Origin of the sequence: Tabrizicola flagellatus (assembly GCF_046295235.1) — a bacterium.
Classification (GTDB): domain Bacteria; phylum Pseudomonadota; class Alphaproteobacteria; order Rhodobacterales; family Rhodobacteraceae; genus Tabrizicola; species Tabrizicola flagellata_A.
On the sequence record NZ_JBKBLV010000011.1, the window covers coordinates 48,206 to 67,672 of the forward strand.

At 67.4% G+C, this 19,467-nt stretch carries 23 protein-coding genes; 18 read left to right on the forward strand and 5 right to left on the reverse strand.

Features of this window, described 5'->3' with window-relative positions; genetic code table 11:
* Positions 1-2: 2 nt before the first annotated feature.
* Positions 3-383: an ACT domain-containing protein gene (locus ACK4IU_RS06550; RefSeq protein ID WP_409732854.1), complete on the reverse strand. Its 381-nt coding sequence runs from the start codon at positions 381-383 to the stop codon at positions 3-5.
* A gap of 82 nt (positions 384-465) precedes the next feature.
* Here ACK4IU_RS06550 and ACK4IU_RS06555 point away from each other — a divergent pair, with 82 nt between their 5' ends.
* Positions 466-1,341 (forward strand): LysR family transcriptional regulator ArgP, encoded by an 876-nt coding sequence (locus tag ACK4IU_RS06555; RefSeq protein ID WP_409732973.1) that lies wholly within the window; start codon positions 466-468, stop codon positions 1,339-1,341.
* 57 nt (positions 1,342-1,398) lie between these two features.
* On the opposite strand, the gene ACK4IU_RS06560 is transcribed toward ACK4IU_RS06555, so the two are convergent.
* The 3 genes from ACK4IU_RS06560 to ACK4IU_RS06570 all read right to left on the reverse strand — a co-directional run bounded on the left by ACK4IU_RS06560 (position 1,399) and on the right by ACK4IU_RS06570 (position 3,092).
* Positions 1,399-1,605: a cold-shock protein gene (locus ACK4IU_RS06560; RefSeq protein WP_409732856.1), complete on the reverse strand. Its 207-nt coding sequence runs from the start codon at positions 1,603-1,605 to the stop codon at positions 1,399-1,401.
* A gap of 201 nt (positions 1,606-1,806) precedes the next feature.
* Positions 1,807-2,223: a c-type cytochrome gene (locus tag ACK4IU_RS06565; RefSeq protein WP_409732976.1), complete on the reverse strand. Its 417-nt coding sequence runs from the start codon at positions 2,221-2,223 to the stop codon at positions 1,807-1,809.
* Positions 2,224-2,351: 128 nt separating this feature from the next.
* On the reverse strand, positions 2,352-3,092 hold the full coding sequence (locus ACK4IU_RS06570; RefSeq protein WP_409732858.1) for a YebC/PmpR family DNA-binding transcriptional regulator: 741 nt from the start codon (positions 3,090-3,092) through the stop codon (positions 2,352-2,354).
* 158 nt (positions 3,093-3,250) lie between these two features.
* Between ACK4IU_RS06570 and ACK4IU_RS06575 the strand changes: the two genes are divergently transcribed.
* The 4 genes from ACK4IU_RS06575 (at position 3,251) to ACK4IU_RS06590 (ending at position 6,620) form a co-directional block, all read left to right on the forward strand.
* A complete protein-coding gene (locus ACK4IU_RS06575) occupies positions 3,251-4,486 on the forward strand; it encodes an MFS transporter (RefSeq protein ID WP_409732860.1) in 1,236 nt (411 codons plus the stop codon).
* 52 nt (positions 4,487-4,538) lie between these two features.
* Positions 4,539-5,192, forward strand: a complete 654-nt coding sequence (msrA, locus tag ACK4IU_RS06580) for a peptide-methionine (S)-S-oxide reductase MsrA (RefSeq protein ID WP_149588888.1) — start codon at positions 4,539-4,541, stop codon at positions 5,190-5,192.
* An 88-nt stretch (positions 5,193-5,280) separates the two neighbouring features.
* Positions 5,281-6,153: a 50S ribosomal protein L11 methyltransferase gene (locus ACK4IU_RS06585; RefSeq protein WP_409732863.1), complete on the forward strand. Its 873-nt coding sequence runs from the start codon at positions 5,281-5,283 to the stop codon at positions 6,151-6,153.
* A 119-nt stretch (positions 6,154-6,272) separates the two neighbouring features.
* Entirely contained in the window at positions 6,273-6,620 is a 348-nt protein-coding gene (locus tag ACK4IU_RS06590) for a hypothetical protein (protein ID WP_409732865.1), read from the forward strand.
* 121 nt (positions 6,621-6,741) lie between these two features.
* Here the strand turns inward: ACK4IU_RS06590 and ACK4IU_RS06595 are convergent, their stop codons facing one another.
* Entirely contained in the window at positions 6,742-6,945 is a 204-nt protein-coding gene (locus ACK4IU_RS06595) for a DUF1127 domain-containing protein (protein ID WP_409732867.1), read from the reverse strand.
* 321 nt (positions 6,946-7,266) lie between these two features.
* Here ACK4IU_RS06595 and ruvC point away from each other — a divergent pair, with 321 nt between their 5' ends.
* The 13 genes from ruvC (at position 7,267) to ftsH (ending at position 19,421) form a co-directional block, all read left to right on the forward strand.
* A complete protein-coding gene (gene ruvC, locus ACK4IU_RS06600; protein WP_409732869.1) occupies positions 7,267-7,776 on the forward strand; it encodes a crossover junction endodeoxyribonuclease RuvC in 510 nt (169 codons plus the stop codon).
* Positions 7,773-8,447: a Holliday junction branch migration protein RuvA gene (gene ruvA / locus ACK4IU_RS06605; RefSeq protein ID WP_409732871.1), complete on the forward strand. Its 675-nt coding sequence runs from the start codon at positions 7,773-7,775 to the stop codon at positions 8,445-8,447. The genes ruvC and ruvA overlap by 4 nt, the downstream gene beginning before the upstream one ends.
* On the forward strand, positions 8,444-9,472 hold the full coding sequence (gene ruvB / locus ACK4IU_RS06610) for a Holliday junction branch migration DNA helicase RuvB (RefSeq protein ID WP_409732873.1): 1,029 nt from the start codon (positions 8,444-8,446) through the stop codon (positions 9,470-9,472). Before ruvA ends, ruvB begins: the two co-directional genes overlap by 4 nt.
* A 183-nt stretch (positions 9,473-9,655) precedes the next feature.
* Complete coding sequence (locus tag ACK4IU_RS06615) at positions 9,656-10,276, forward strand: hypothetical protein (protein ID WP_409732875.1); 621 nt, start codon at positions 9,656-9,658, stop codon at positions 10,274-10,276.
* Between the two features lie 131 nt (positions 10,277-10,407).
* Positions 10,408-10,812, forward strand: coding sequence for a tol-pal system-associated acyl-CoA thioesterase (gene ybgC, locus ACK4IU_RS06620; protein ID WP_409732877.1), 405 nt, complete (start codon positions 10,408-10,410; stop codon positions 10,810-10,812).
* Between the two features lie 139 nt (positions 10,813-10,951).
* Entirely contained in the window at positions 10,952-11,647 is a 696-nt protein-coding gene (tolQ, locus tag ACK4IU_RS06625; protein ID WP_409732879.1) for a protein TolQ, read from the forward strand.
* A 3-nt stretch (positions 11,648-11,650) separates the two neighbouring features.
* A complete protein-coding gene (gene tolR, locus ACK4IU_RS06630) occupies positions 11,651-12,145 on the forward strand; it encodes a protein TolR (protein ID WP_409732881.1) in 495 nt (164 codons plus the stop codon).
* A gap of 5 nt (positions 12,146-12,150) precedes the next feature.
* Entirely contained in the window at positions 12,151-13,314 is a 1,164-nt protein-coding gene (locus ACK4IU_RS06635; protein ID WP_409732883.1) for a cell envelope biogenesis protein TolA, read from the forward strand.
* Between the two features lie 95 nt (positions 13,315-13,409).
* Positions 13,410-14,741: a Tol-Pal system beta propeller repeat protein TolB gene (gene tolB / locus ACK4IU_RS06640; RefSeq protein WP_409732978.1), complete on the forward strand. Its 1,332-nt coding sequence runs from the start codon at positions 13,410-13,412 to the stop codon at positions 14,739-14,741.
* A 90-nt stretch (positions 14,742-14,831) separates the two neighbouring features.
* A complete protein-coding gene (pal, locus tag ACK4IU_RS06645) occupies positions 14,832-15,365 on the forward strand; it encodes a peptidoglycan-associated lipoprotein Pal (RefSeq protein ID WP_409732885.1) in 534 nt (177 codons plus the stop codon).
* A 4-nt stretch (positions 15,366-15,369) separates the two neighbouring features.
* Entirely contained in the window at positions 15,370-16,221 is an 852-nt protein-coding gene (ybgF, locus tag ACK4IU_RS06650; protein WP_409732888.1) for a tol-pal system protein YbgF, read from the forward strand.
* Positions 16,212-17,411 carry a tRNA lysidine(34) synthetase TilS gene (tilS, locus tag ACK4IU_RS06655; protein WP_409732890.1) on the forward strand — a complete coding sequence of 400 codons (1,200 nt, stop codon included), beginning with the start codon at positions 16,212-16,214 and terminating at the stop codon, positions 17,409-17,411. The genes ybgF and tilS overlap by 10 nt, the downstream gene beginning before the upstream one ends.
* A gap of 84 nt (positions 17,412-17,495) precedes the next feature.
* Entirely contained in the window at positions 17,496-19,421 is a 1,926-nt protein-coding gene (gene ftsH, locus ACK4IU_RS06660; protein ID WP_409732893.1) for an ATP-dependent zinc metalloprotease FtsH, read from the forward strand.
* Positions 19,422-19,467: the final 46 nt, after the last annotated feature.

Consider the following 19,467-nt stretch of genomic DNA (forward strand, 5'->3'; position numbering starts at 1 on the left):
CCTCAAGAATGGCTCAGAGCCTCCAGCGCGGCCATGGCGTAAAAGCGCCGGTCCCAGGGCACGAAGAGGTGGTCATGATGGAACCCGGCGATCACGTTGCAGCTTATGCCCTTCCGCCCCAGCGCGCCGGAAAAGGCCGCCGTCAGCCCCACGGCCGCGAGGTCGGATTGCACCGTCAGGCTGATCCGCGCCCAAGGGGCCGACCGAAACCCGGCTGACTCCAGATCGGCAAGCACGGCCACCACCGTCATTCCCTCGACTTCAGCCACCGTGGCAAAGACGGGAAAAGATGGGGGCACATCACAGACGGCATAGCCGTAGGGCTGCGGAAAGAGCACGGGCTCCAGTGTCTGCAAGAGGGTCGCCAGATCGCTTTCGGCCATGTCCAATCCTCCCGATCCTGCTTGACCTCGCAAGGAAGGCTGCCACAATCAAGTTAATCCTTTTGTGAACGAATTAGCGAAACTGATGCTGGACCCCGCGCAGCTTGCCGCGCTTGCCGCCGTCCACCGGCGCGGCTCATTCGAGCTTGCGGCGGCCGAGCTGCATGTGACCCCGTCGGCTGTCAGCCAACGGATCAAGGCGCTGGAAGAGAAGTCCGGCGCGCTTCTGGTCCGCCGGGGCCAGCCCTGCCGGGCGACCGAGGCCGGGCTGCGCCTGATCCGGCATTATGACGAGATAGCACTGCTGGAGCAGACGCTGGCCGAGGATCTGCCCGGCCTGTCCTCCGGCCCCTCGACCTTGCGGATCGCGGTCAATGCCGACAGCCTTGCGACCTGGGCTCTGCCCGCTCTGGCCGCAACGCCGGGCTTTCTGTTCGACCTGGTGATCGACGATCAGGACGTCAGCCAGGAGTGGCTGCGGCGCGGCGAAGTCGTGGCGGCGATCACCGCCCATCCCGGCCCGCTGCAAGGCTGCGACACGATCCCCCTGGGTGCGCTGCGCTATCGGGCCACCGCCTCGCCCGCCTTCATGGCGCGCTGGTTCCCGGACGGCGTGGCCACCGAGACCCTCACCCGTGCCCCTGCCCTGACCTTTTCCGACAACGACCGCCTGCAGACGCTCTGGGCCGCCGCGCGCGGTCTTGATCCGCCGGTCCTGCCGACCCACCGCATGGCATCGTCGCAGGCCTTCGTCACCGCCTGCCTGCTGGGGATGGCATGGAGCATGAACCCCGAGCCGCTGGTTGCGCCACATCTGGCCTCGGGGGCGCTGGTCGAGCTGGTGCCGGGAACAGCACTGGACGTGGCGCTCTACTGGCAGTTCACCCGCCTTGCCGCCCCGGCGCTGGCGCCGCTGACGCAGGCCATCCGCAGGGCGGCGGCAGAAATGCTGGTCTGAAACGGAAACGGGGGCGGCCTGCGCCACCCCCGGATCGCTCCCGACGAACGGGAAGGCTTATGCCAGAGCGAGGTTCACGGCCGATTCACGGCCGTTGCGATCCTGCTCGATGTCATAGGTCACGGCCTGCCCGTCGGGCAGCGAGCGGATGCCCGCGCGTTCCAGAGCGGTGATGTGGACGAAAACGTCCTTGGATCCGCCTGAGGGGGCGATGAAGCCGAAACCCTTGGTGGCGTTGAACCATTTCACGGTGCCATTGGCCATCGTGATAACTCCTGTCATTTTGCCACCCGCGACATGCGGTGGCCCGGCCCAAGTGTCGTGTCGATCGAAGCTGAAGGCCGAAGCAGACAGAAGACGAAAGAAGAAACCTTGCCCGGCGCAGATACGCCTTCCAGCAGGGGATTGCAAGGACATTCGAAAAGAAAGCTCACCGCTGCCCCGGCTGGACGCGGCGGGCATCAGTTACTGCTGGATCGTCCGCAGCCACGCCACAAGGTCGGCGATCGGCTGGCTGGTCAGCATCGGCTGGCCCGCGTCGGTGCGCAGGGTCACGTCCCGACCTTCGAAAAACTGCCCGTAGATCGGCATGTCGCTGCCGTGCGACACCAGCGGGTCGCGGCCGTCGATCCGCGCGGTCACCCGCTCCAGCGGGAAGGCCCCACCGTGCCGCGCAGCAAGCGTCGTCAGATCGGCAGGCTGGACCAGAAGCACCGGGGCCATAGGCCCGCGACCATCGGCCTTCGTGCCGTGACAGACCGCACAATGCACCTGGTAGAGGGACTCGCCCGCCACCGCATCGCCGACCTGCGTTTCGCCTTCGGCGCAGGCCATGCCGCCCAGCCCGACCAGAACCGCCACCATTCCGATCCCGCGCATCATCCCCTCCCGCGTGAAGGCCACCCAAAAAAGGATAGCGCCACCCGGCGGCACGGTCCTTGACGCAGGTCATTCCGGGAAATGCAAAAGGCCCCCGTCGAGGGGGCCTTCCGTTACGGCTTGGCACGCAATCAGAGCTGGGCAGCCACGTCCTCGGGGACGTCGAAGTTGTGCGTCACCGTCTGCACGTCGTCGTCCTCTTCCAGAAGGTCGATCAGCCGCATCAGCTTTTGCGCGGTTTCCAGATCGACCTCGGTCCGGCTTTGAGGTTTCCAGACCAGCTTGGATTCCGTCGACTCCCCCAGAGTCTTTTCCAGCGCATCCGAGACCTCGGACAGGTTCTCGACCTTGCAATAGATCCAATGGCCGTCCTCGTCCGATTCCACGTCGTCCGCGCCTGCCTCCAGCGCCGCCATCATTACGTCGTCGGCCGAGCCGACCGAAGCCGGATAGGAAATCTCGCCCACCCTGTCGAAGCTGTGGCTGACCGAGCCGGTCGTCCCAAGGTTGCCGCCGCACTTCGTGAAATAGCTTCGGACATTCGAGGCGGTGCGGTTCAGGTTGTCGGTCATCGCCTCGACGATGATCGCGATGCCGTTCACGCCATAGCCCTCATAGCGGATCTCCGTGTAGTCAGCCCCGTCGCCCATCTGGGATTTCTTGATCGCCCGGTCGATCACGTCCTTCGGCATCGAGGCCGCCTTCGCCGCCTTGACCGCCAGACGCAGGCGCGGGTTCATGTCGGGGTCGGGCATACCCATCTTGGCCGCGACGGTGATTTCCTTCGACAGCTTGGAAAACATCTTCGAGCGCAGCTTGTCCTGCTTGCCCTTGCGATGCTGGATGTTCGCCCATTTCGAATGGCCTGCCATGGCCCTACCCTCGGTCCCGTTTCGGTGATGCGCCCCTCTACACCCGGCACGGGCAGAAGGGCAACCCCGCCCCCGGACACCCCGGGGCCGCAGCCGCGGATTGTTCCCGTGACAAGCTTTGGCTTTGCCAGCGGCGCAGGGGCCTGTATTGCGGAACGATGACCCGCTCGCTGATGCCCCTTTCGGAAACCCGGACCCTGCCGCGCTGGCAGCGGCCCGAGGCGCTGCTCTACCTCATGGCCGCGGCGATGCCGCTGAGCTTTGCCACCTGGTCGGCGCTTCTGAACAATTTCGTCATCGAGGTCGCCAGTTTTACCGGAAAGGAGATCGGCTGGCTGCACACGGAGCGCGAGATTCCGGGCTTCCTGGCCATCGGGGTGATCCTGATCCTTCTGGTCATGCGGGAACAGGTGCTGGCCCTGATCGCGCTGGCGCTTCTCGGGGCAGCGACGGCGGTCACGGCCTGGTTTCCCTCCTTCACCGGGCTTCTGGTCTGCACGCTTCTGTCCTCGATCGGATTTCATTACTTCGAGACGGTGAACCAGTCGCTGCAACTGCAATGGATCGACAAGGACCACGCGCCGATCGTGCTGGGCCGGATCGTGGCGGTGGGCGCGGGTGCGTCACTGGCCGCCTATGGTGCGATCGTTGCGCTGTGGGATGCGCTGGGGCTGGATTACAATACGGTCTACCTGGCCTCGGGCGGGCTGACGCTGCTGATCGTGCTGTTTGCAGCCCTCGCCTACCCGCAGTTCCAGTCGCCGCATCCGCAGCACAGGCACATGGTCCTGCGCCGGCGCTACTGGCTTTACTACGCGCTGCAGTTCATGGCCGGCGCCCGGCGGCAGATCTTTGTCGTCTTCGCGGGTTTCATGATGGTGGAACGCTTCGGGATGAAGGTTTCCGAGATGACGGCCCTTCTTCTCGTGAACTACCTCATCAACATGGCGGTTGCCCCGGCGATGGGCCGTGCGCTTGGCCGCTATGGCGAACGCAACGTGATGGGGTTCGAGTACATCGGCCTGACGCTGGTGTTCCTGGCCTATGGCGGGCTCTACTGGTTCGGTTGGGGTCTGGTGATCGCCGGGGGGCTCTACATCCTCGATCAGCTCTTCTTTGCCCTGTCCTTCAGCCTCAAGACCTATTTCCAGAAGATCGCCGATCCGCGCGACATCGCCCCCACGGCGGCGGTGGCCTTCACGATCAACCATATCGCGGCCGTGTTCCTGCCCGCCGCGCTTGGCTATCTCTGGGCCCGTTCGCCCGACAACGTCTTCCTTCTGGGCGCGGGAATGGCCCTGTTCGCCTTTGCCCTGATCTGCCTGATCCCCCGGAATCCCTCGCCCGGATACGAGACGGTCTTTTCCCGCGGCCTGCCGCAGCCGGCAGAGTAGGCTGGCACCCGGACCGGCGCGCCCTATATTCGCACGGAAACGGAGGTCCGCCATGTTCTTCACCCGCAAGTCCACCGAAATGGTCACACCGGACAAGGCGCTGCCCGGGCGGGCCGAGCCGATCCCGACGGCAGAGACGCATTTCCTGTCGGGCATCCCGCTGAAATCGCCGGTGCCCGAGGGCATGTCAGAGGCCATGTTCGGAATGGGCTGCTTCTGGGGGGTCGAGCGGAAGTTCTGGCAGATACCGGGCGTCTGGCTGACCATGGTCGGCTATGCCGGGGGCTACACGCCGAACCCGACCTACAAGGAAACCTGCACCCAGCTGACCGGCCACAACGAGGTGGTCCGGCTGATCTACGACCCGGCGGTCGTCAGCTACGAAGACCTGCTCAAGGTGTTCTGGGAAGGCCATGACCCGACTCAGGGCATGCGGCAAGGGAACGACGTGGGCTCGACCTACCGCTCGGGCATCTACTGCTACGACGAGGCGCAGATGGCGGCCGCGAAGGCCTCGAAGGCCGTCTATGCCCAAGCTCTTCGGGCCGCCGGCATGGGTCCGATCACCACCGAGATCCTGCCCGCACCGACCTTCTACTTCGCCGAGGACTACCACCAGCAGTATCTGGCCAAGAACCCCGGCGGCTATTGCGGCGTCGGCGGCACGGGCGTGACCTGCCCGATCGGGACCGGCGTCCGGGCCTGACCGGCTCCTCTGGCCGGTCCCCAGGCCGCTCCGTGCTTGTCTCCCTGCCTTCGGCGGCGTAAGGGCCAAGGCAAAGGAGTGCCTGCCGATGCCCACCTATTCCGCCCTGACGACCCTGCCCGGTGAAGACCCAGCGCAGGCCCTGGCTGCCGCGATGGAGCGGATGGACCCCGAGCCGACCGGCGTCGGTGTCTTCGAGATCGAGGACGGTTCCGGCCTCTGGGAAGTCGGCGCCTATTTCCTGGAACCGCCGGACGAGGTGATGCTGGAGGTGCTCGCCACCGCTTTCGGTGCCCGGCCGTTTGCGCTGTCCGAACTGCCCGACATCGACTGGGTCGCCAAGGTGCGAAGGGAACTGGCGCCGGTCGATGCCGGGCGCTTCTTCGTCTATGGCTCGCACGACGCCGACAAGGTTCCGGCCGGGCGGGTGCCGTTGCAGATCGAGGCGACGGTCGCGTTCGGGACTGGGCATCATGGCACGACGCTGGGTTGCCTTCTGGCCTTCGACCGCCTGCTGACCGAGGGCTGGAGGCCGGCGAAGGTGGCGGACATCGGCTGCGGCACCGCCGTCCTGGCCATGGCGGCGGCGGCAACGCTGCCCGACGCGCTCGTCATCGCCAGTGACATCGATCGGGTGGCCGTGGACGTGGCCGAGGCGAATGTGGCGATCAATGGCCTCCAGGGGCGCTTGGAGTGTCTGGAGGCCGCCGGCCTCGATCACCGCAGGATTGTGGCGGCCGCACCCTTCGATCTGATCTTCGCCAACATCCTGAAAGGCCCCCTGATCGAACTTGCCCCCGCAATTTCGACTCACCTTGCAACCGGGGGCAGAGCGATCCTGTCCGGCCTTCTCGCTGTGCAAGCAGATTCGGTCATCGCCGCCTATCAGGCCGCCGGACTTTGTTTGGAAAATAGGGACGATATCGGCGAATGGTCGACGCTTGTTCTACAACGGGCCTGAAATCGTGGACAATTCTTGACTCTACACGGGACTGATCCCAGCCTGACGAATACGCCGCAATTTCGCCATAAGCATGCGGCAGAAATTAAACATCAGAGCTGCTACTCTGGGTGAGAGATATGTGGGTTGATCCGAATCTTAATGACTTTTACAGCCGCGTCGCGCGGATCGAGAAGTCTCACGCCAAGGGCTACGGCTTCGAGGCGGCGGGCACGGTTGGTCGCAAGGCGGCTGGTCGGGGCGGAAGCCGCCTTCTGAAGCTTGTCAAACCGGTTGTCCTCGTCCTTGCCATGGGTATCGGGATCAAGGGCGTCATCCACTACTTCGTTGGCGCACAGACCTACGAGAACCGGGTCAGCGCGCTGGCAGCGGGTGACGGTTTCGATCCGGTGGGCGCATGGCTGATGCATGCCGACCCCGTGACGCTGATGGTCTCGTCGCAGTTGCAGTCCCTGCTTCCGCGCTGATCGTCCGGTTTTGTTGTAGCGTATTCAGTGACGAAGGGCCGCATCACTCGATGCGGCCCGATTTCGTGTTTCTTTTAGATCACAACGCTTGCGCCGGTGACGGACGCCGGCGGCTCAGAACTCAGCGACCGATGAACTCGATGTCGCCGCGGCACAGGCCGATATCGTCCAGCTCGCGGTCGGACAGCTTGTTCAGCGCCTTGCGGGTAACGCGGGCATCGTTCCAGGCCCGGAACGCCAGCGCGACGTTCGACAGGGCATTGATGGCACGGTAGGTGGTGATGGCGCCGTAGGGCGCCGGGCGGGTCGTCTCGACAGCGGCCATGGCGGTTCTTCCTTGTTCACATACTGCTCAGAATGAGGGCTCATTCCCTCACGCATCGCCAGATAGTGTTGCTGCATGCGCAAAGCAAGCGCGGCCAAGGCAACTCCGCCATGCAGCAGACGCATGACGTGTGGCAAAATTTTGTCCATTTTTTCAGTTGGTTCCGAAAGAACCTCCTGACTGCGTCGTAGTTCTGCGACAGCCAGTCGCATTCTGCAAGTGCAAAATGCAGCAGCCACATCGTGCGGGATCCGCGAAACCCATTGGCGGATGTTCCCTTTTCGTGCTAGCCGTTGTGGCAGGCAGGAACACGGGGACAAGATGCGGGTCATAGGCATCGATCCGGGGCTGAGGAACCTGGGCTGGGGGGTCATCGACGTTGCGGGGTCGCGCCTGACCCACGTCGCCAACGGGATCTGTCACTCGGAGGGGTCCGAGGGCGATCTGGCGGTGCGGCTGATGTCGCTGCATGCCCAGCTGACCGAGGTTCTTCGGCGCTGGCAACCCGAGGCAGCGGCGGTGGAGCATACTTTCGTCAACAAGGATGCGGTGGCGACGCTGAAACTGGGCCAGGCGCGGGGCATCGCGCTTCTGGTGCCGGCGCAGTTCGGCCTTTCGGTCGGCGAATACGCGCCGAATGCGGTGAAGAAGACGGTCGTGGGCGTGGGGCATGCGGCGAAGGTGCAGGTGGATCACATGGTGAGGCTGCATCTGCCGGGGGTGAAGGTCGCGGGGCCGGATGCGGCGGATGCGCTGGCGGTTGCGATCTGCCATGCGCATCATGTCCAGTCCTCGGGCCGACTGGCCGCCGCGTTGAGGGCGGCGGAATGATCGGGCGCATCTCGGGGCGACTGGACTGGCGGGGGCCGGACCATGTGCTCATCGACGTGCGCGGCGTGGGCTACATCGTGCATGTCAGCGAGCGCACGCTGGCCGCCCTGCCGGGTGTGGGCGAGGCGGTCAGCCTCTACACCGACCTGCTGGTGCGCGAGGACCTTTTGCAGCTCTTCGGTTTTCCGACGCTGCTGGAGAAGGAATGGCACCGGCTTCTGATGACGGTGCAGGGTGTCGGGGCGAAGGCCTCGATGGCGATCCTCGGCACGCTGGGGGCCGAAGGCGTGGGCAGGGCGATCACCCTGGGCGATGCGCGCAGCGTCCAGGCCGCGCCGGGGGTGGGGCCCAAGCTTGCCCAGCGGATCATCCTGGAGCTGAAGGCCAAGGCGCCGGGCATCATGGCTTCGGGTGCCGGGCTGTCCGCCGGGACCGCGTCCGCAGAGCCGGTGTTGGTCGAGGATGCGCCCCGATCGAAGCAGCCCGCGAGAGCCGATGAGGGGGGCGCGCGGCGCGCGGTGGCCTCGGCCGATGCGCTGTCGGCGCTGGTGAACCTGGGTTATGGCCAGGGCGAAGCGGCGCAGGCGGTGGCCACCGTGGCGGGCAATCTGCCCGAGGCTGACGCGGCCGCGCTGATCCGTGCCGCGCTGAAACTCATGGCGCCGAAATGAGCTCCGATCCCACCCTGCGGCCCGAGCGGCTGCCCGAGGACACCGACAAGGCCTTGCGGCCGCAGATGCTGGCCGAATTCATCGGCCAGGCCGAGGCTCGGGCCAATCTGGCGGTGTTCATCGAAAGCGCCCGGATGCGCGGCGAGGCGATGGACCACACGCTGTTCCACGGGCCTCCCGGCCTCGGCAAGACGACGCTGGCGCAGATCATGGCACGGGAACTTGGGGTGGGGTTCCGCATGACCTCTGGCCCGGTGCTGGCCAAGCCGGGGGATCTTGCGGCGATCCTGACCAATCTGGAGCCGCGCGATGTGTTGTTCATCGACGAGATCCACCGCCTGTCCCCGGTGGTGGAGGAAGTGCTTTATCCCGCGCTGGAGGATTTCGCGCTGGACCTGGTGATTGGCGAGGGACCGGCAGCGCGGACGGTGCGGATCGACCTGCAACCCTTCACGCTGGTCGGCGCGACGACGCGGCTGGGCTTGCTGACCACGCCCTTGCGGGACCGCTTTGGCATCCCGACGCGGCTGGAATTCTATTCGGAGGCCGAGCTTTACGAGATCGTTGCCCGGGGTGCGCGGCTGATGGGGTTGCAGGCCGAGCCCGAAGGCTGCCGCGAGATCGCCCGTCGCGCCCGTGGAACGCCGCGGATCGCGGGGCGACTTCTGCGGCGCGTGGCGGACTTTGCGCTGGTCGAGGCCGGAGGCCGGATCAGCCGGGAACTGGCCGACCGGGCGCTGACGCGGTTGCAGGTGGACAACCTGGGTCTGGATGGCGCCGACCGGCGCTACCTGACCTTGCTGGCCGAGAATTACGGCGGCGGGCCGGTGGGGGTGGAGACGATCGCGGCGGCGCTCAGCGAGCCGAGGGATGCGATCGAGGAGGTGATCGAGCCTTACCTCTTGCAGCAGGGCCTCATCCTGCGCACCCCGCGCGGGCGGATGCTGGGGGCGAAAGCCTGGCGGCACCTGGGGCTGGAAGCTCCGAAGGCCGCGGGTCAGGCGGACCTGTTCGGCGGGAAGTAACCGGAGCGCGTGCCGCGCAAGTCCCTTGTCTCGTCGTCGGGCCGGGGCCCTCCTCCTCGGCGCCGGGGGCGTCCCGCCCCCGGGCCCCCGGGGAGTATTTGGAAAAGGGCAAGGGCCACGGCGGGGGTTGTCCAGCAGCGGGCGGCGGTGATAGCCGGGGCGGGCTTGCCTGCGGAGAGGCCCATGGAGCCGCACCAGATCGAGACCCTGTTCACCCGCAGCGACGGCTCGTACCTCTTCGCGCGCTGGGGTCGGCCGATCGTGCCGGTGGTCTTCGGCGTGGATGATGCGAGCCTTGCCGTGTTCAAGGGCGCCTTCGAGGCGGTGGTGACGCTTGCCGGGCACCGGATGGCGGAAACCGATCCCGAGCTTGGGGCAAACCTGATGGTGTTCGCGTTCAGGGACTGGGCCGAGCTTCTGGCGGTGAAGGACCTGAACCGCCTGGTGCCGGATCTCGCGCCTCTGGTCGCGCGGTTGCAGGCGGCGGGGGCGAACCAGTACCGGATCTTCCGCTTCGAGCCCGACGGCGCGATCCGGGCGGCCTTCGTCTTCCTGCGGATGGATGCCGCGCTGGCGGCGATGGAGGCCGAGACGCTGGCCCTGGCCCAGGCGGTGCAGACGGTCCTGCTGTGGTCGGACCGGGCCTTCGACGGGACCTCGCCGCTGGCGCGGGTCGGCGGGCGGGTCATCCTGCGGCCCGAGATCGGCGCGGTGATCCGGGCGGCCTATGATCCGGTGATGCCACGGGCGGCGCGGGACCCGAGCCACGCGCTGCGACTGGCGGCGCGGGTGGGCCGCCACTGATCTGTCCACGCGGGACAGCCCGGCCGCAGTATATGATTCCAATGGCTTGCCCGTGGGCGTTCAGCATCCGTTAAGGCTTGCGAGCCGATCCGCGACTGCCTAGCCTTGCCGGGTTGCGCAAGGATCCCGGCATGCCCCCTCACCGATTCACCACCCGCGTCTACTACGAGGACACCGACCTTGCGGGCATCGTCTATTACGCCAACTACCTGAAGTTCATCGAGCGCGCGCGCACCGAATGGGTGGCGAGCCTCGGGGTGGACCAGATGGCGCTGAAGGCACGCGAGGGCATCGTCTTCGCCGTGCGCCGGGTCGAGGCGGATTTCCTGCGCCCGGCCCGGTTCGGCGACGACCTGGTGGTGGAAACCGTGCTGCACAGCCTGGGCGGGGCGCGCATCGTTCTGGATCAGATCGTGCTGCGCGGCGGCGAAAGGCTCTTCGCGGCCATCGTCACGCTGGTCTGCCTGGCCGAGGACGGCCATGCCGCCCGGTTGCCGGCGGACCTGCGCGCCCGGCTGTCCGGTCCCCTGCACTGACCCCCTGCCCCGGCCCGGGGCCTGCGCGCGACGCGCGAATCGTCGCCGGCCACAGAGTTGTGTTGGCAATCCCGCTCCAATCTTGATACAAAAGCCAGTAACGGAGCCGTCAAATGGCCCGATCAACAAGAGCAGGCGTATGGAACCCAACACCCTTGCGATGGCGCAGGAGATCGATTTCTCCATGTTCGCGCTGTTTGCCCGCGCGACCCTGACGGTCAAGCTGGTCATGATCATGCTTTTCGTCATGTCCTTCTGGTCCTGGGCGATCATCATCCAGAAACACATCATGCTGCGGCGCGCGCAGGGCGAGGCCTCGATCTTCGACCGCGCCTTCTGGTCGGGCGAGCCCCTGGACGAGCTGTTCGAGCGGATCGGCCCCGACCCGCAGGGATCGTCGGAAAAGATCTTCGCGGCGGGCATGCTGGAATGGCGGCGCAGTCACAAGCAGGACGGCGGGCTGATCGCCGGGGCGCAGTCGCGCATCGACCGGGCGATGAACGTGGCCATCGCCCGCGAAAGCGAGGTGATGAACCGGGGGCTGAGCTTCCTGGCCACCACGGGCTCGACCGCCACCTTCATCGGGCTGTTCGGCACGGTCTGGGGGATCAAGCACAGCTTTGAGCAGATCGCGATCAGCCAGAACACCAGCCTTGCCGTCGTGGCCCCCGGCATCGCCGAGGCCCTGCTGGCGACAGGCGTGGGGCTGGTCGCGGCCATCCCGGCGGCGGTGTTCTACAACAAGCTGTCGGCCGACATCGACCGGGTGGTCGGCGGCTACGAGGCCTTTGCCGACGAATTCGCGACCATCCTGTCGCGCCAGCTGGATTCCTAGACCATGGGGATGGGCGTATCGGGACAGGCGGGCGGCGGGCGGCGTCGGCGGCGCGGTGGACGGGCGGCCGCGATGCACGAGATCAACATCACGCCGATGGTGGACGTGATGCTGGTGCTGCTCATCATCTTCATGGTGGCGGCGCCCATGCTGACGGTCGGCGTTCCGGTGGAATTGCCCAAGACCGCCGCAGCCGCGCTTCCGACCGAACAGGAAGAGCCGCTGACCGTCACCATCACCGCCGACGGGCGGCTGGCGATCCAGACCACCGAGATCGCCGATGCCGAACTGCTCCCGAAGCTGACCGCGATCGCGGCCGAGCGGAAATCGAAGAAGATCTTCCTGCGCGCCGACGGGGCGATCCCCTACGAGCGCGTGGCCCAGGTCATGGGCGCGCTGAACGCAGGCGGCTTCAACGAGATCGGCCTCGTCACCGACGGCGAGGGGCCAAGGTTCGGGTCGGGGCCCGCGTCCAATACGGGTAACGGTGGCGGCTGAGGCGGATGGAGAAGCGCTTCGAGACGGGAACGGTGGTATCGGCGGCCGGGCACCTGGGGGTCATCCTCTGGGTGCTGGTCGGCGACTGGCTGTTTCCGGCCTCCGCCCCTCCCGAACCGCTGGTGATGACCGTCTCGACCCTGACCAGCGCCGAGTTCGACGCGCTCCAGGCGGCTTCGACCCCCAATCCGGCAGAAGAGCCCGCCGCCGAAGTGCCGGCGACGCGACCGGCGGCGCGACCCGAGCCCACGCCCGAGCCGGCACCTGCGCCCGAGCCGACGCCGCAGCCCGAACCGGCCCCTGCCCCGGAGCCGGACCCCGTCCCGGAGCCCGACCCGACGCCCCAGCCGCAGGCCAGCGACCTCGCCCAGGCCCAGACCGAGCAGCTGATCGAGACCGAGTCCACCGAGATCCAGCCGCTGCCCGAGGCCGAGGACATCATCGCCCCCGACCCGGTACAGCCCGAAACCGAGGTTCCGGTTTCGGACACGCCGCAGCCGGCGGTCCGCGAGGACGTGGCCGCCGACCAGGTGATCCAGCAAGAGCCGACCGAAGCCACGGCGCCGCGCGACACTGGCGACGTGACGCGCACCGAGGCGAACCAGAACCAGACCGCCGAAACCGGCATGGCCACCTCGCTGCGCCCGCGCGCCAAGCCCTCGCGCCCGGCGCCTGCGCCCGAGCCGGACCCTGCCCCCACGGCCTCGGCCGAGCTGAACGTGCAGCCCGTGGACGACCAGGCGACCGAGGATGCCATCGCCGCCCTTCTGGGCGAGGCGGTGGAGACCCCGGTCGAGACCCCGGCAGAACAGCCCGCGACCTCGGGCGGGCAGGATCTGCCGCAGGGGCCGCCGCTGACCGGGGGTGAGATGGGCAACATCGCCTCGGCGATCTCGCGCAAGTGGAACCTCGGCGCCTCCTCGACCGATGCGCTCAGTTCGCTGGTCGTGGTGCGCGTCAGCTTTGCCGCGGACGGCACGCCGACAGGGTTCGAGCTGATCGAGTCGAGCGGGCCGAGCCAGGGCGGGATCAGCACGCTGTATGAAACCGCGCGCCGCGCGGTGAACCGGGCGCATGCGGACGGCGGACTTCCGCTGCCCGCCGACAAGTACGACACCTGGCGCGTGTTGGACCTGGTCTTCGATGCCAATGGGATGAGGGCGCGATGACCGGGAACCGAAGACGCGCTTTTCCCCTTTTTCCCTGCCGGGCAGGCGGGCAATCCCAATCAAGAGAACGGAGCATGAGGCCGATGACCAGACCCATGAGAACACCCTTCCGCACCCTGCTGGCAGTCGTCCTGGGGATCCTGTCGCTCGCGGCCGCCCCGGTCCTGGCGCAGTCCGGCCCGCCCCGGATCGTCATCGGGCCGGGGGTGATCGAGCCGATGCCGATCGCGGTGCCGACCTTCGTGGACGAGGGCGGCGCGGGGGACTATGCGCGGCAGATCACCCGGGTGGTGATCTCGGACCTGGAGGGCACCGGCTTCTTCCGCACCATCGGCGAGGATGCGCATATCAGCCGGATCACCAGCTTCGACGGCGGCATCGCCTTCGAGGACTGGAAGGCGATCAACGCGCAGGTGCTGGTCACCGGCGCGGTCAGCGTGGCCGGCGACCGGATCACGGTGAAGTTCCGTGCCTATGACGTGTTCAACGGCCAGGTGCTGGACGGCGCGGCGTTGCAGTTCGCGGGCACGACCCAGGGATGGCGGCGCATGGCGCACAAGGTGGCCGACGTGGTCTATTCCAAGATCACCGGCGAGGGCGGCTATTTCGACAGCCGCGTGGTCTTCGTCAGCGAGAGCGGCCCGAAGAACGCCCGCGCCAAGCGGCTGGCGGTGATGGACTACGACGGCGCGAACGTGCAGTACCTCACCGATTCGAGCGCGATCGTCCTGGCGCCGCGCTTTTCGCCCACCGGCGACCGGATCCTCTACACCAGCTACGAGACCGGCTTCCCCCGGATCACGCTGATGGACGTGGGCTCGCTGCGTCGCCAGACGCTGGAGGAACAGCCCGGAACGATGACCTTCGCCCCGCGTTTCTCGCCCGACGGGCAGACCGTGGTCTTCAGCCTGGAACGCGGCGGCAACACCGACATCTACGCCCTGTCGCTGGGCGGAGGCGGGCTGCGGCAGCTGACCAATTCGCCCTCGATCGAGACCGCGCCCAGCTTCAGCCCGGACGGCAGCCAGATCGTGTTCGAAAGCGACCGGACCGGCACGCCGCAGATCTACATCATGCCGGCTGGCGGTGGCGAAGGGACGCGGATCTCGGGCGGCGAGGGCCGCTACGGCACCCCGGTCTGGTCCCCGCGCGGCGACTACATCGCCTTCACTAAGCAGAACGCCGGGCGCTTCCACATCGGCGTGATGCGCACCGACGGGTCGGAAGAACGCCTGCTGACCGCCAGCTTCCTGGACGAGGGCCCGACCTGGGCGCCGAACGGGCGCGTCCTGATGTTCACCCGCGAGACGGCGGGTGCCGGCGGGCAAACCTCGCTCTGGTCGGTGGACATCACCGGACGGAACCTCAAGCAGATCCCGACCGATGGCCCGGCCAGCGACCCCGCCTGGTCGCCGCTTTTGCCGTGAAATGTGACGCGCCGCCGATTCCCTCGGCGGCGCAAAGCTGTTAATCTGGCCCGCAATCGAGCCAACAAGCCAACAAGAAGGATGCCCCCAATGAGCCTTGCCGCGAAATCGCTGCTTCTGGTCGCCGCGCTTGCCCTTGCGGCCTGCAACAACCCTGACCGTTACGGCGCCGGCGGCGCGGGCGGAGCCGGAGGTGCCGGTGGCATGGGCGGAGCCGGCATCGACACCACCGGGCTTGGCGATCCGAACAACCCGACGTCGATCGCCTATTTCAACCAGCGCGTCGGCGACCGGGTGCTGTTCGCGGTGGACCAGTCCACCCTCTCGCCCGAGGCGCGCCAGATCCTTACCGCCCAGGCGCAATGGCTGAACCAGAACCCCGGTTATGCCGCGATCATCGAGGGCCACGCCGACGAACAGGGCACGCGGGAATACAACCTCGCCCTCGGCGCCCGCCGCGCGGCCGCTGTGCAGAACTTCCTGATCAGCCAGGGTGTCGCCGCAAACCGGATGCGCACCATCAGCTACGGCAAGGAACGCCCGATCGAGGTCTGCTCCTCTGAAGCCTGCTATCAGAAGAACCGCCGCGCCGTCACCGTGCTGTCGGCGGGCGCCGGGGTCTGACCGCATGCGGCGCCTCGCTCTGAGCGTAGCCCTCTGTCTGCTGCCGGTCCTGGGACATGCCCAGGACCGGCAGCAGACGCTGGCCGACATCCGGTCCGAACTGGCCGCGCTGGCCGCCGAGTTCAACGCGCTGAAATCCGAGCTGATCTCGACCGGCGCGATCAACAGCGGGGCAGCGGGGGGCGATGCGCTGACCCGGATGGACACGATCGAGGCGTCATTGGCCCGACTGACCGCGCGCACCGAAGAGGTTGAGCTGCGGCTGAACCGGGTTGTCAATGACGGGACGAACCGGATCGGCGACATCGAATACCGCCTGTGCGAGGTGACCGAGGGCTGCGATCCGGCCAACCTGGGGGCGACCTCGGTGCTGGGCGGCGCCTCGGGCGGGGCGGCGGCTCCGGCGGTCGCGCCGCCGGTGGCCTCGGGCGGAACAGGCACGGGCACGACGGGCACGGGCGGGGCGGAACTTGCAGTAGCCGAACAGGCAGACTTCGACCGGGCCAAGGAGGTGCTCGGTCAAGGTGACTTTCAAGGGGCTGCAGCGCTCTTTGCGACCTATGCCCAATCCTATCCTGGCGGGCCGCTGATCCCCGAGGCGCACTACCTGCGCGGCGAGGCTCTCTCGAAACTGGGTGATACTGGCAATGCGGCCCGCGCCTACCTCGACGCCTTTTCGGCCGCACCCGAGGGGCCGTTTGCCCCCGACGCGCTGTTGAAGCTGGGCGAGGGGCTGGGCGCGCTGGGTCAGGTGCAGGAGGCCTGCGTGACCCTGGCCGAGGTCGGCGCGCGCTTCCCGGGCAGCATGGCCGCGACACAGTCCACTGTGGCGATGCAGGGCTACGGGTGCCAGTAGGGCAGGATCGCCTTGTCGACCTGATCCGCAAGGGCCTGCCGCAGGATGAGACGGTCGGAATTGCCTTGTCGGGCGGTGGGGATTCCACCGCCCTTCTGCATCTGGCGCTGCGGGCGGGCCTGTCGGTCGAGGCGGTGACGGTGGATCACCGGCTGCGCCCCGAAAGCGCCGCCGAGGCGAGAGCGGTCGCCGCTGCCTGCGCGGCGCTTGGCGTCCGGCACGAGGTCCGGGTCTGGGAGCATGGCGAGGTTGCGGGCAACCTGATGGATGCGGCGCGGCGGGCGCGGCGGGCGCTGATCGCCGGCTGGGCCGCGGCGCGGGGCATCCGCACCGTGGCGCTTGGGCATACCCGCGACGATCAGGCCGAAACGGTGCTGATGGGTCTTGCCCGCGCGGCGGGGCTTGCCGGTCTGTCCGGGATGCGCCCGCTCTGGCAGGAGGCCGGGGTCGAGTTCCGCCGCCCGCTCTTGGCAGCCGGACGGGCAGAGCTGCGCGACTGGCTGCGCGCAGAGGGCATCGGCTGGATCGACGATCCAACGAACGAGAACGACCGCTTTGCCCGGACCCGCGCGCGGAAGGCATTGGCGGCTCTGGCGCCTCTGGGCATCACCGCGTCGCGGCTGGCCGAGGTGGCGGGGCATCTCGCCCGGGTGCAGGAGGCGCTGGCAGCGCAGGTTGCGGCGGCGGCTTCGCAACATGTGGCAGAGCGCGCCGGGGCGCTGCGCTTCGATGCCCAGCTCTGGTCGGAGCCCGCCGAGGTGCAGCGGCAGGTGGTGATTGCCGGGCTGATGTGGCTGTCGCCGTCGGATTACGCCCCGCGCGCCGCCGAAATTGCGCGCATCGGCCGGGTGCTGATCGAGGGTGGGCATGCGACGCTGGCCGGATGCCGGGCCCGGTCCGGCTGGCTGATGCGCGAGCCGCGCGCGGTGGGCGGGCCGGTTCCGGTCGGCGGGCTCTGGGACGGGCGCTGGCGGGTCGATGGGCCGGAGGGCGAGGTGCGCGCGCTGGCGGCCGAGGGGCTGCGGCAGCTGCGGGACTGGCGGACAACGGGCCTGCCTCGCGAGGTGCTGCATGTGACACCCGGGGTCTGGCAGGGCGACCGGCTGCTTGCCGCGCCGGTCGCAGGGTGCGGCGAAGGGTGGCAGGCGAAACTGGACCGACCGTTTCACCTTTTCGGACTGAGTGATTGAACCCGGGCCACAAAGGTTTATCTTAGCCCCAAAGTCGCCGTGGTCCCATGGGGGGCCGACGGCGCATTCGGGAGATCCCTAACCTTGGGCAACGCGCGCAATATCGCCTTCTGGGTCGTGCTTCTGATTCTGGTCATGGCGCTGTTCCAGCTGTTTTCGGGCAACCAGACCACGATGTCGTCCCGGTCGCTCACCTATTCCGACTTCATCGAGCGGGTCGAGGCCGGGCAGGTGTCGAAGGTCGTCCTCGACGGCGAGCGGGTCGTGGTGATCGGCAAGGACGGCAATTCCTATGTCACCATCAAGCCACCGGGCGACATCGTGACCGACAACCTGTCGCGCGAGCTGATCGCCAAGGGTGTCGAGGTCCAGGCCGAGCCGCAGGCGCAGTCGGGCTTCGTCTCGGTCCTTCTGTCCTTCCTGCCCTTCCTCTTGCTGATCGGGGTCTGGATCTACTTCATGAACCGGATGCAGGGCGGCGGGCGCGGCGGGGCCATGGGCTTCGGCAAGAGCCGGGCAAAGCTTCTGACCGAGAAGCAGGGGCGCGTAACCTTCGACGACGTGGCGGGCATCGACGAGGCCAAGGAAGAGCTTGAGGAAATCGTCGAATTCCTGCGCAATCCGCAGAAGTTCAGCCGCCTGGGCGGCAAGATCCCGAAGGGCGCGCTGCTGGTTGGCCCGCCCGGCACCGGCAAGACCCTTCTCGCCCGCGCCATCGCGGGTGAGGCGGGGGTGCCTTTCTTCACCATCTCGGGCTCGGATTTCGTGGAAATGTTCGTCGGCGTGGGTGCCTCCCGCGTCCGCGACATGTTCGAGCAGGCCAAGAAGAACGCGCCCTGCATCGTCTTCATCGACGAGATCGACGCCGTGGGCCGCGCGCGCGGCGTGGGCATCGGTGGCGGCAACGACGAACGCGAGCAGACCCTGAACCAGCTGCTGGTGGAAATGGACGGGTTCGAGGCGAACGAGGGCGTTATCATCATCGCCGCCACCAACCGCAAGGACGTGCTGGACCCTGCACTCCTGCGTCCGGGCCGGTTCGACCGCCAAATCCATGTGCCGAACCCCGACATCAAGGGGCGCGAGAAGATCCTGTCGGTCCACGCCCGCAAGGTTCCGCTGGGGCCGGATGTCGATCTGCGCACCATCGCGCGCGGCTCGCCCGGCTTTTCCGGCGCCGACCTGATGAACCTGGTGAACGAGGCCGCGCTGATGGCCGCGCGCGCGGGGCGGCGGTTCGTGACCATGGTCGATTTCGAAAACGCCAAGGACAAGGTCATGATGGGGGCCGAACGCCGCAGCATGGTGCTGACCCCCGAACAGAAGGAGATGACCGCCTATCACGAGGCCGGCCACGCGATCGTCGGAATGGCCCTGCCGAAATGCGACCCGGTGTACAAGGCGACGATCATCCCGCGCGGCGGGGCGCTCGGCATGGTGATGAGCCTGCCGGAAATGGACCGGCTGAACTGGCACAAGGATCAGTGCGAGCAGCGCATCGCCATGACCATGGCCGGCAAGGCCGCCGAGATCATCAAGTACGGCGAGGACGCGGTGTCGAATGGGCCCTCGGGCGACATCCAGCAGGCCAGCGCTCTGGCACGGGCAATGGTCCTGCGCTGGGGGATGTCGGAAGTCGTCGGCAATATCGACTATGCCGAGGCGCATGAAGGATATCAGGGCAATGCCGGGGGCTTCTCGGTCAGCGCCGAAACGAAGAAGCTGATCGAACAGGAAGTGAAGCGCTTCATCGACGAGGGCTACGAGACCGCGCGCCGCATCCTGCTGGAAAAGCGCGATGAATGGGAGCGGCTGGCCAAGGGCCTTCTGGAATACGAGACCCTGACCGGGGACGAGATCCGCAAGGTCATCGCGGGCGAACCTCTCGGGGGTGACGACAAGGCCGATATGCCCCCTTCGGGTGGCGGCACCGCCTCGGTCGCGGCGATTCCCAAGACCAAGTCGCGTGCAAAGAAGCCGGGACCCGAGCCCGAACCGGCGCCATTGTGACCGACGAACGGCCCCGCAATCTCGGGGCCTTTTTCTTGTGACCAGC